This is a genomic window from Paenibacillus sp. sgz302115 (assembly GCF_056120445.1).
The window spans coordinates 235759-247330 of the sequence record NZ_JBVYOK010000004.1; the positions used below are offsets into that span (position 1 = coordinate 235759).

The 11572-nt window shown below is 48.1% G+C and carries 9 protein-coding genes; 8 read left to right on the forward strand and 1 reads right to left on the reverse strand.

The annotated features are described in order from the left end of the window. Window positions 1–398 precede the first annotated feature (398 nt). Window positions 399–4904 (reverse strand): S8 family serine peptidase, encoded by a 4506-nt coding sequence (locus AC0LWN_RS11480; RefSeq protein WP_474665302.1) that lies wholly within the window; start codon window positions 4902–4904, stop codon window positions 399–401. 270 nt (window positions 4905–5174) lie between these two features. Here AC0LWN_RS11480 and AC0LWN_RS11485 point away from each other — a divergent pair, with 270 nt between their 5' ends. The 8 genes from AC0LWN_RS11485 to AC0LWN_RS11520 all read left to right on the forward strand — a co-directional run bounded on the left by AC0LWN_RS11485 (window position 5175) and on the right by AC0LWN_RS11520 (window position 11486). After that, window positions 5175–5546 (forward strand): hypothetical protein, encoded by a 372-nt coding sequence (locus AC0LWN_RS11485; RefSeq protein WP_474665304.1) that lies wholly within the window; start codon window positions 5175–5177, stop codon window positions 5544–5546. A 30-nt stretch (window positions 5547–5576) separates the two neighbouring features. Then, the gene (locus tag AC0LWN_RS11490) at window positions 5577–5756 is read left to right on the forward strand and encodes a YfhD family protein (protein ID WP_019909200.1); all 180 of its coding nucleotides are present in this window, start codon (window positions 5577–5579) and stop codon (window positions 5754–5756) included. A 129-nt stretch (window positions 5757–5885) separates the two neighbouring features. After that, entirely contained in the window at window positions 5886–6260 is a 375-nt protein-coding gene (locus tag AC0LWN_RS11495) for a hypothetical protein (RefSeq protein WP_474665306.1), read from the forward strand. Between the two features lie 129 nt (window positions 6261–6389). After that, entirely contained in the window at window positions 6390–7205 is an 816-nt protein-coding gene (locus AC0LWN_RS11500) for a DUF2935 domain-containing protein (RefSeq protein WP_474665308.1), read from the forward strand. A 190-nt stretch (window positions 7206–7395) separates the two neighbouring features. Beyond that, on the forward strand, window positions 7396–8307 hold the full coding sequence (locus AC0LWN_RS11505; RefSeq protein ID WP_474665310.1) for a methyl-accepting chemotaxis protein: 912 nt from the start codon (window positions 7396–7398) through the stop codon (window positions 8305–8307). Between the two features lie 175 nt (window positions 8308–8482). After that, window positions 8483–9046: an RNA polymerase sigma factor gene (locus AC0LWN_RS11510; RefSeq protein ID WP_474665312.1), complete on the forward strand. Its 564-nt coding sequence runs from the start codon at window positions 8483–8485 to the stop codon at window positions 9044–9046. Next, complete coding sequence (locus AC0LWN_RS11515; RefSeq protein WP_474665314.1) at window positions 9006–10673, forward strand: DUF4179 domain-containing protein; 1668 nt, start codon at window positions 9006–9008, stop codon at window positions 10671–10673. Before AC0LWN_RS11510 ends, AC0LWN_RS11515 begins: the two co-directional genes overlap by 41 nt. Before the next feature lie 213 nt (window positions 10674–10886). Beyond that, on the forward strand, window positions 10887–11486 hold the full coding sequence (locus AC0LWN_RS11520) for a DNA-3-methyladenine glycosylase I (protein WP_474665316.1): 600 nt from the start codon (window positions 10887–10889) through the stop codon (window positions 11484–11486). Window positions 11487–11572: the final 86 nt, after the last annotated feature.

Below are 11572 nucleotides of genomic sequence, written 5' to 3' on the forward strand. Positions count from 1 at the left end.
GCAAAATATGACATGATCACTCTCCTTCTAAGGTCTGATCTATCAGAAATCCTCGGAAAAACACATTTTCAAGTGAAAAAATGCGCTTAAAGGAAGATTTCCTCACATATATTCATGCACTGAATAAATTTTTGTTTTTATTCAGGCAGCTGCTCTAATGTGCTCTTCTCTGAGTAGAAATTACATTTATTTTACAATCTAGTGGAGAAACGTTATATACTACTTTTGTACCAAATTAAGGTAATATAACAGCTGTTTGAAATGCTGTAAAAACAATGGAAAACGATGGTATTCAGTTATGATGATAAGAGTCATTCGACACTAATTTGCAAAAACGGCTGCGTATCCTAGACAGGACACGCAGCCGTTTCTTTTAGCATATTAAGCTGAACTTCACATTATTTAGAGCGAAGATCCTCAAGCACCCGGTGCAGGATGGCTGCTGCCTGTGCACGGGTCAGAGTACCTTGTGGATTGAAGGTATTAGCTCCTTCTCCTTTGAGGTAGCCTTTGCTTACAGCAAATGAAATTGCATTTTTTGCATTTGCAGAGATTTTTCCGGCATCCTTGAATGTCAGTGCTGCGGAAGAAGAGCTATCCGCACCCAAAGCATTAGCGAGAATGACAGCGGCCTCTTCACGTGTCAAGACATCGCGGGAGCCTGCTTCTTTAATGCGGGTTGACCAGGTGTCGCCTTTGCCGAGCAAACGGTCGAACAGGGTCAGCAGTTCAGCCTGGTTCAAGCTGTCGGAAGGCTTGAAGCTGCCGTCTGTTCCTTTTCCGGCTACAATACCATGAGCTGCAAGGATCTCGATATCTTCCTTGGCCCAATGCACGCTGAGATCAATAAAGGTAACGTTGCGTACAGCTGCGCCATAAGTGCCGTCGCCGGTAATTGTAAACTGCAGGAGGCCTTCTTTAGGAAGTGTACCTGCCTGGACATAAGTCCATTTGCTATCCGTGGTTTGTTTATATACCCCTGCCTTACGAACGTCCTTCTTACCGGCATCATTCAGATGAATTTGCACGGTAACAGGTTTGCCTGTGGACCAGCCGTTCTTAACAGTTAGCAGGGAAGACCCGGGATCAACCGTTGCTGTGCTTCCCGATAGGGTAGCTTTATCTTTACTGTCTACAAGGCTGACAGTCACTGCCAATCCGCTGCTGGTGATGAAGTCAGGAAGCGTACCTGCTGGAATAAGCAGTGTAAAGCCTGCCCCATTGATACTAAGTGCATTGGCAGCGGTCTTCAGTTTCTCTGCTTGGGCAGAGGTAAGCGAAATTTTCACTTCTCCATACTTAGTGAAATCCAAGTCGCTGACATTAATGACGGCAGTGTTATTCTCTACTTTTTGTAACGCAGCGGTCAACGCTGTGTCAGAAACGGTCAATACTGCTGTTGGTTTACCGCCTGCAGGATTTGCAGTCTCAACCAATTGTCCGGCAGTCAAGGTAGTACCCACGGCTGGAGCCGATCCTCCTGTGGAAATCGCAGGCCCAGATGGTACAGGGTTTGTGACGACTACATTTACGGTCGACAGCCCTGCCGGAACTGTAGCTGAGTAGCTGTCGCTCCAGAGCAGAACATCCGATAGTTTGAAGGTATACGTTCCGGCGGAGGTTGGTGTAAAGGTAAACTTGCCAAGTGAGCCATTACCCGTGCCGGTATAAGCCCCATCCGTTACATGCACGCCGTATTGCAGTACACTCTGTCCATCTTTCAGAGGAATAAGGTTGGTGAATTGCGGCAGCGGCTTACCAGGGAAATTGGTTTCCTGATAGGTAGCCAGTTGTACGCTTGGCACAACGGTTGGTTCATTAAGATTCTTGCTGTAATACAGGTTGAATGTGGCGCCATAAATGCCGTAGACATTGTCAGTAACAGAGAAGCCTACATCAATTGTAACTGGCTGTCCAACTACAGCTTGAATTGGAGATGCCGCAGGAGCTACCTTGGCGCTGTTCGCATCTGTGCTGTAGCGAAGCAGTTGTGCATAATCTCCGTCTGCCGCACCGTTGCCTGCTGTATCATACACGTAGATATAGAACTGGTTCAGCCTTTCAGCGAGAGGGACTTCGATTTCAAAATATCCGGATGGATCAATAACTCCATCTGCCTGCAGCAGTTTACCATTAGCTCCTGTAAAGACTGCGGCAGCTCCGAATAATTTGTTAGGATCTTGGCCTGCGGCTACGAGTTCCAAAAGAAGGTCATCAGCAATAAAACCGCTAATTGTTGCACTTCTTGGCTCTTCTGCAGTTGTCCGGTCATGTTCTGTGATTGTCAAACCGGTAACTACCGGAGCTTTCCGGTCAACAACAATGGAGATCGCTTGATCATCAGGTACAGCAGTACCATTCAGAACAGGTGTAATGGAATAAATTCCATCCGGCAGCTGTACCGGTTTTTTAGTTTTTTGGTCAACGACCGTACCATCCCAATCGGTCGTTTCATAGAAACCACGGTAATATTTCTCACCAGTCGCGTATACATCACCAACAACTGTTCCAGTGAACACATCAGCTACTTCAATATGCAGACTGTTGATTGGCTCATTTACAGAGAAGGAGAAGTCGGTGTTGTCCAGATAACCATCATTATTTGGGGAGATGATCTTTTGTCCCGCATAAAGATTCGTAAGCGCATCCGGCTTGTACTTGTCACCTACTACTACACCTATAGGCAGTGTTAAGGTTTCTTGGCCTTCAACTTCCGTAAGTGTCAGTGTAGCTTCATAGAACCCTGGAGCGGCTGTAGCATCAATGGTTAGAGGAACATTGAAGTATCCTCCGGCAGTGATATCACTAAAGGCTGGGAGAGAAATTCCTTTGTGTTCCGCTGTGCGCCAGTCAACACTGACACTGTAGGTCTTAGGTGCTTTTGAAATGGGATCTACATAGACGGTCTTCGTTACGGTTCCAACAGACTGGAGACCATAGGACAGTGAACCCGTATCATAATCTACTGTTGGTACTGTTGGATTCCCCGTATCGAGAACCTCGGCAACTCTGGCGAAGGAGCTTGCCGTTACTACCTTGGAAAGATCAATGAGTCCTGCACCTTGCTCATAGACACTATAATATTTGCCTGTACGGTCCTTGATTGGAGTTGCACTGTTGGATAACAGAACTTTGACCTGATCCGGTGTCAAGTTCCTATCCCAATCCAGCAGCAGGGCTGCTGCTCCGGCTACATGCGGGCTGGCCATACTGGTGCCGTTGAGCTTGGTGTATCCATTGGAGCTTTCCCACACAGGCACTGAGGAGTTTATCCCTACGCCAGGAGCCAGGACATCCGGCTTGATATTCAGTTCCGGAAGTGCCGGTCCGCGTGAACTGAAACCGGCAAGCAAATTGCTGGTATCCCATTTAACCTCGAAATTTACTGTATTACGCCCTGCATTAATCTCTTGCTTAATCAAGGCGCCTTCAGCTTTGGTAATGCCGTAGGTAGGAACGCCGGTGGAGTCAATGGCCATGCTTAGCTCCCCATCAGCGTTATTGGCGATCAGCAGCCCGATTGCACCGGCTTTCTTGGCGTTAGCGGATTTGGATACAAAAGTATAAGTTCCGCGGTCAACGAGCGCTATCTTTCCTGCTACACCAGCCTTGGTATAATCCTCTACCGAGCCTCCCAGTCCGGCATAGACGATTTCTTTTCCACTTGCTGTTACAGGAAGTGCGGCGGATTCAGCAGCCTGAATGCCATAGACATTATTAACTACACCAACTTTAAATACATTAACCCAAGTTGGTGTAGTGCTGGCGCCGACGGAGATGGTACGATGCGCACCACCCGGAGTGCCTACAGTTTCTGTGCCGGGACCTGCATTGCCCGCTGCTAGTACAACAGTAACACCCGCTTTGGCGGCATTGTCCACGGCAATGGCATCGGGTGAATACTGCTGGTTCACATCGGAGCCAAGCGAGAGGTTGATGACATCAACGCCCTTAGCTACCGCCAGCTCGATGCCTTCGATTACATCGGCAGTAGATCCCGAGCCGTAAGGTCCAAGTACACGGTATACATAAATATCCGCTTTTGGAGCTACACTGTGGACGATACCGGAGACATGGGAACCGTGAGCAGTCTCATATGGCTTGCCGTCTCTTGGCAAGTAACGTGGGTCTGGCTTCGTTTCAAATGGATATTCGTCGTTATCAACGACGTCATATCCACCTTTGTAGACACCTTTGAGGTAAGGATGATCATAGTCGATACCGGTATCAATAACAGCTACTTCAATACCTTCTCCAGTAGCACCCTTGTCATACAGGGCTTTTGTATGAAAGATATCGCCGTTACCTACAGGCACTTGAGCTGATCCACCTGAAGAAGGTGGCGCTTCAAAATCTGTGGCTGTTTCCAGCGCATGAACAGTCGTGTTGGGGAATACGGCCTTTACGCCTGGCAGTGCAAGCAGCTTGTCCACCTGATTGCCTGGAAGTGTGACTTCATAGCCGTTAAAAACCTCGGTATATTCATGACCCATTACAGCGCCGATTAGATCGGCAGCCGCTTTAAAAGCGCTGTGCTCCGTACGGAGAACGTTGTGCTGCAGTGATGGTGCAGAGCCTTTGAGGGATGGGCTTTGGCTTTCTGCAACTTTGATCGGGTCTTTCTGTAATTGGACAATGAAGGTAACAGGTGCTGAAGAAGTGCTTGTTCCGACATAGTTTTGCGGCTTAATGGCTGAAGCTTTGTAGCTCTGGATGAATTGACTCAAGGAGTCCGAGGAGAAATCCAGCTTCGGATTCAGTTGTGGAGCCTGGTCTTGAAGATTTGGAGGCGCGGGCAGAAAGCTGCCTGCACTGGCATAAGAGGCGGAAGGAAAGAGAACTGAAACTGCTAAGCTTACACTTGCTGCGCCAATGCCAAATTTACGGATGGAGCGTTTGAACATTTACATATCCTCCCCAGTATCAATTAGTTCATATAGTAGGAACTCACTTAAACCTAACGTATCCCTCCTTGTTTCGAGTATTGTAGAACTGAACGAATTATTAGTGAAAATTAGATATATTTTACAGGCTAATTACCAAATGTTATATCCTACTTTTGTACTATATTCAGGGGAATAGGCGTAGAAAAACGAATAAATTCTGCACCCGGAATACAGAATATGAAGGTACACAATTGCGTATGGAAATTCAGGCAGAGAGCAGGGATACACATGTCCGAAAAAAACATACTTGCATATTTCAAAAGTCCAGAAGAGGCAGAAGGGGCTTCCCGCAAACTGCAGGCACTTAGAGTGATCGATATGTCGATTGACCGTTTCAGCAAATACCCGGGGGGAGCCCGATACACAGGGAATAATCCGGTAACAGGGGATATTCCCAGTCTGGCTACCATGACGCTCAATTCAACGCTCGGCAGCCATTCAGCCGGTATACTGGCTGCTGCAGACTCCAGTGCCAGTGGGATGAGCCATGGTGGAGACGGCGGGCCAACCGGCAGGGATGTTTTGCTGACGGTTGTTCTGAATTCGGAGTATTTTGATCAGGCCATGTCGATTATCGAAGAGGCGGGCGGAGTGATTTAAAGGCTATAACGACAGGAGGCCGGATAACAGATGGATAGAGAGAACTCGAAAATTTTTTCGAAGACCGACAAGATGAAAATGCTGTATGAAGCCAAAGCAGAGGACGTAGAATTTTCTGCGGCGGAAGCAGACCAGGATGATCTGGAGGCGCAGGAGCGTTCACTGGAGGCGGACAAGCGGCAGCTTCACGAAATTTTGAAGAAGGAATAGCAAAAAAATTGCAGAAAATGCCCCACTGCTGTGGGGTGTTTTTGTGTATATATATAATATAGCCGGCGTAGCCGTTCTGCTTGCGAGGTGTGTATAATTATGAAGATATGCCAAGCCGGAGGGATGAACATGAACAACTATATTTTATGGGGCGGGCTGGCGCTGCTGGTTGCGCTGCTTACTTTTTTGAATCAGAAGCAGGTCTACTCTTCCAGAGTAAAACGGGCTTACCGCGAACTGCGTGAGCTTGCCGGGAAAGTCCGCAGCGGGCAGTCGGAGGCTGCTGATCTGAATATCTGGGAAGCTGCGATGGCGGAGATGGACAAGCATCCCAATGAATTCAATAAGCTGGAGGCTGAAATCGGATTACGCCGGGCATTCGTTATGTATTTGGAGCGCCATTATCCGCAGGACACGCGTCTCCCGGATCTGCAGGAAGCTGCAGCATATCAGAAGGATTCGGTCTGGGGCATTAAAATAAGGGGCTACGGTTCAAAAAAGTAATATTTACTGGCCAGATCCGAATAGAGACAGGAATTGTCAGGCCCGTATAAGAGTAACGAACATAGTGGACAAAAAACCTCCATATGCTTAGAAGTAGTTGGATTTTATCTCTGCAAAGGAGGGGTAGGGTTGGATATGTTCGTTACCCGGTCATTAGATGAAATACGCTTTTGGTCGAGGATCATGAAGGAGCATTCCTTTTTTTTGTGTTTGGGATTCAGAGTGGAGGACACTCAGCTTAGGCAAGAGGCGAACCATTTTTACGCTATTTTTGAGGATATTGAGAGAAGGTCCCACGAATTTCAGAGCGACGCTGACCCTCACACGATCCGGGAGTTTAATACAGAGGTTGGTGTGGCGGCGACGCATATTTATGCCTTTAAACGAAAGGTGCTAGGGCTTATATTGCAATGCAAGCTTCCGGGACAAACCAACTTTCCTTTGCTGGTGGATCATGTAAGCCGGGAGGCCAATTATTTCAGGAACCGACTGGAGGAGCTTAATTCGGGGACACTCGAACCGCTGCCCGATGCCATTATTGATGAGAATGTCTTTTTCCTAAAGATCATGGCCGATCATGCCAAATTTATAGGTCATCTGCTTGACCCGTCTGAACGGAAGCTGGTTGATCAAGCGCGGGAATTCAGCAATGATTTTGATAAGCTTGTGTTCCAGGCGGCTGATTTAAGTCATATGCGTCCCCAGTCTCAGACCGTTCCGCTGCTCAGTCAATTCGTTGACGAAAACCGGGTTTCTGTAAAATCATTGCGTGATTTCAAGAAAACAGCACGTGATTTAATTTATGAGTGCCGGATCAAAAGCATCATTCATCCTTTGCTGGCGGATCATGTATTCCGCGAGGCCGAGCGTTTCCTCATTATTCTGGATATGTTCGATCAATCTTTATCTGGCGCTAAAGTGAATAAGCGGGAAATTGTATACTAAAGTTTATTTAAAAGTGATGAGACCGCAAGGCTATATGCCTGCGGTTTTTAGTTTTTTTAGAGATTTCTATAAATTGTCCTTTTCTGTAATCTAAAACCGAAATTTTACCGTTATTATAGAGTAAAGTCAAACAATGAAATTAGGACAACCTCAGATATTCTAAAATTGATTCATACGGGGAGAAATTGCTATGAAGAACCTGCCAACACAAGAAGTCACCGATGCACTGGTTGTCAAAGCTTTGGAAAAGAATCTTGCCCTCATCCGGTTTACTCTTGACCGCCGGGTGGCTTATGTCAATGAAGTATTTGCCAGTTCCATGAAATACAGCGCTGGGGAAATGTACGGAATGTACCATAAGGAGTTTTGTTTCCCTGAGTTCGCGAATAGTCCTGATTACGAAATATTCTGGGAGGATTTGCTGTCCGGCAAGAGTTTTCAGGATAAAATCGTCCGGATGGACTCCGAAAGGAATCCGGTGTGGCTGGAAGCTACATATATGCCTATTTATGATGAATTGGGCGAGCAGGTTATCGGTGTGACGAAGGTCGCAACGAATATTACCGTCAGACAGACGAATATGAGCAATGTTGTGGAGCACATGCAGGGAATGGCCGGAAGTCTGAACCAGCGTGCGGAAAAAGGCATCGAGCGGAGCCGGGAGCTGCTAATGAGCATCGACAGCATCGCCGAGGTGTCGAATGAAAATAATATGACACTTACCAATCTGCAGCAGAAGGCCGGAGATATTCAAGGCGTGGTGCAGACGATCCGTGATATTGCTTCGCAGACCCATCTGCTGGCGCTTAATGCGGCGATTGAAGCGGCACATGCCGGAGAGTTCGGCCGGGGTTTTGATGTCGTAGCCAAGGAAGTCCGAAAGCTGTCCGCTATGGTACAGCATTCCATTGGCGAAGTGCGGGAGAGCGTCAAGGCGATTACAGAGGAAATTGCCAGAATGTCCGAGGGAATCTCCCAGGTTCAGGGCAGTGTGGAAGAAAGCCAGCGGCAGATTGAGGTCGCCCTGCAGGATTTTACAGGGGTTGCCACGTCCGCCCAGGAGTTGGACAATCAGGCCCGCGAGGTGCTGAATATCATCTGATTTGTGCCGCAGCGTATGTATGTTGATATGAGCTAGGAATATTAGATAAGCAGTGTGGACCTCGCAATTGGAAGGAGGGCATGCTGCTTTTTTCTTGAGCGGGACTTTTGAAGTGAACCTTTTTCGAGGTTTGTTTGTTGAATACATACGTAGACAAGAAAGGAGGGCACACGGATTGGAAAGCAACCGGGAATTGTTCGAAACCTACAACAGGGATGTGTACCGAACCTGCTATTACATGGTGCATAATCCGGCGGATGCCGAGGATCTGTGCCAGGAGATCTTTATTACGGTTTTCCGCAGCAATTGGCAGGACATTGAATATCTCAAGCCCTGGATAATGAAAATCGCTGTAAATGCCTGCCTGAATCACTTGAAGCGGCGGCAGAGCCTGCAGCAGAAGCTGGCGGCGAATCTGCATCTTTTTCAGGGCAGAGGTACGGAACACACGGTGGAGCGGCTGGTCGAGCAGAAGGAAACCTCACAGGAGTGGATGATCCATCTGTCACGCCTCCCCGTGAAAATCCGGGTGGTGCTGACCCTGAGATACATGCATGATCTCAGTCTGGCCGAAGTGTCGGACGCACTGTCCATTCCGCTCGGAACGACCAAATCAAGATTGCACAAAGGACTAAAGCTGATGAAGAATGTGCTGCTGGAGACAGGAATGCCGGAAGCCGCATGGAAGGGAGAAAGCTATGAACAAGCTGGAGCGTGCACTCAAGTATCAATTAAATAATGATGAGAACGTGCCTTATCCGGATTTCGAAGGGATGTGGAAACGGATGGAGGATTCTGGCCACACCGCGACGGCTGAGAGTGATACAGTGAAGCCGGTCATCCTCCGGCGGTCCAAAAATTGGAGCAGAATTGCCGGAATTGCTGCGCTCAGCGCCCTGCTGGCTGCGGCTCCTGTATATGCGGCGATTCATTATAACTGGGACATTCTTCTGCGCGGCAGGGAGGGAATTCAGTCTGCCCTGGACCAGAACCTTGGGCAGCAGCTCGGGCAATCCATTACCAAGGATGGGGTGACGCTTACGCTTCATACGGCGATTGTGGATGAGAACCGCACGGTCATTCTCTATAATCTGGATGTTGACAAGCGTGCGGACAATGAATATTGGACTGTCAAGGGAATGTCGCTGAAGGGCGAGGCGGACAACAGCGATACGGAAGACAACAGCAATACCTTTGTACGGTGGGATGAGAAGGACAAACGGTACAATGGGTACTTTGAAAGCGACTGGGCACCGCAGCAGGAGAACTCCAAAGCTAAACTTTTGATAGACGGCCTCTACAGTTACCAGGCGAAGCAGTTGGAATTTCCGAAGATCAATCTGAATACGGCTGCCCCGCAGATCATTTCTCTCGGACAGGATGGCTTGCGTGATGTTAAGGTGCAGGTATTTGAACAGGGAGAGAAGCTGATGTTGACCTCCGCCATCTCATATGATTCACCGGAGGCAAAGCAATGGGACAATCCGCAAATCGTGCCTTACAAGGACGGAAAGCCTGTGCGGATCCTCCCCGGCAGTACTTACGGTAAGCCTGGAGAAGAAGGTGAATATACAGCGATCCAGTTTTTTAACCGGGCAGATCTGGTGGAAGGGCAGGTTGTCTTCAAGCTGGATTATGCCAAACGTGAGAAAAACATAACGGAACCTATCCACTTTGATCTGGAATTAAGCAAAAAGCAGATGGAAAGCGGAACAATAAAGAAGAAGCTGAATGTACCGCTGGAGCCGGGCGACAATACCAATACTGTTGAGAGTCTTGTAGTGACGCCTACTCAGATCCGTGTCTCGATTCGAACAAAGGATAGGGTTTTCCCGCGGATTCCTTATTTTAAATATGAGCTTGAGGCAGGCGGCAAGACGCTTGAGGGGATGCTGTACAGATCTCCAAAGGATGATCCTTTATTGATTACACTACGTTTTGAGCGTCCGGCGGATTTAGTAGTCGGTAAAGACACGCCAATTACCTTTGTGGGGAAATATAAGGTTACGATTCACGAGGAGGACAAGACGCCGCTTCAACTTACGAATATTTCTGCCGGCAAACAGACGCTGATCCGCAATACCGGCGGGTTCCCGGTCAAATGGACCTACTATATGCAGGGAAGCGACTTGATTGTAGAGACTGAAAGCGAAGACGCCCGTTTTGGCGGAGTCAACCAGACTCACATCGGTATAGGCAAGGAACGCATTCTGGGCAAGCCGGTAACGACCAATTTTGACGGGGACGGGAACAGCAAAGCGATTGATGTCTATAAGGATTTCAAAGGGACGAAAGCTTCAATATACATGTTCTATTACACCACTGACGAGCCGGATAAAGAGACACGGGTGAAGCTGCAGCCTTAATGCCAAAGTTATTATTTTAAAAATAAGAGAATAGTGTACAAGTAATAGAGGTGTCCAAAATCCCGGGAGGGTACGGGCGCCTCTATATTTTGCTGCGAATCCCCGCTGCCTCAAGTACTTAAGCAAATGCCTCCAGCCGGATTGCCGCCACCGCAACAAATTTGGTACGATTACCAAAGCGTATATCCGAATGATGAAAGTAACTGCCTACACATGGAAAAAGGAGAGAGCCACTTGACGATTACACGCTGTGCCTGGGTCAACCAAGACCCGCTGTATATAGCTTATCACGATGAAGAATGGGGTAAACCGCTGTACGACGATGGGAAGCTGTTCGAGCTTCTGATGCTGGAGGGCATGCAGGCGGGACTAAGCTGGTACACAATTTTGAAGAAACGGGAGCATTACCGGCAAGTGTTCGACGGATTCGATCCGCAGAAAATTGTCCATTATGATGAAGCGAAGATTGAAGCGCTGATGCAGGACACGGGGATTATCCGCAACCGCTTGAAGGTCAATGCCATCATTAATAATGCGGCTGTGTTCCTGAAGATTTGCGAGGAGGAGGGGAGCTTTGCGGATTATTTGTGGAGCTTCGCCGGAGGTACCCCGGTTATTAATGAGTGGAAAAGCATCTCCGAGGTTCCGGCTGTCACCCCTCAGTCCGACCAGATGAGCAAGGCGCTGAAGAAAAAGGGCATGAAGTTTGTCGGCTCTACAATTTGTTATGCTTTTATGCAGGCTTCCGGCATGGTGAACGACCATACCACGGACTGCTTTTGCCATAATAAAGTTCCCGGTTCCGGGAGATGAGCTGCAGTTTGGCGCTGCCCATAGAAATAGTGGTGTAAAAGGGCTGTCCAAGCGGCGATTTACCGCTTATAAGACAGCCCCTTAAT

What these genes read in the sequence shown, in the direction of transcription:
- AC0LWN_RS11480 (WP_474665302.1), bottom strand. Translation starts at nt 4,904, where the DNA reads ATGTTCAAACGCTCCATCCGTAAATTTGGCATTGGCGCAGCAAGTGTA.
- AC0LWN_RS11485 (WP_474665304.1), top strand. Translation starts at nt 5,175, where the DNA reads ATGTCCGAAAAAAACATACTTGCATATTTCAAAAGTCCAGAAGAGGCA.
- AC0LWN_RS11490 (WP_019909200.1), top strand. Translation starts at nt 5,577, where the DNA reads ATGGATAGAGAGAACTCGAAAATTTTTTCGAAGACCGACAAGATGAAA.
- AC0LWN_RS11495 (WP_474665306.1), top strand. Translation starts at nt 5,886, where the DNA reads ATGAACAACTATATTTTATGGGGCGGGCTGGCGCTGCTGGTTGCGCTG.
- AC0LWN_RS11505 (WP_474665310.1), top strand. Translation starts at nt 7,396, where the DNA reads ATGAAGAACCTGCCAACACAAGAAGTCACCGATGCACTGGTTGTCAAA.
- AC0LWN_RS11515 (WP_474665314.1), top strand. Translation starts at nt 9,006, where the DNA reads ATGAACAAGCTGGAGCGTGCACTCAAGTATCAATTAAATAATGATGAG.
- AC0LWN_RS11520 (WP_474665316.1), top strand. Translation starts at nt 10,887, where the DNA reads ATGGAAAAAGGAGAGAGCCACTTGACGATTACACGCTGTGCCTGGGTC.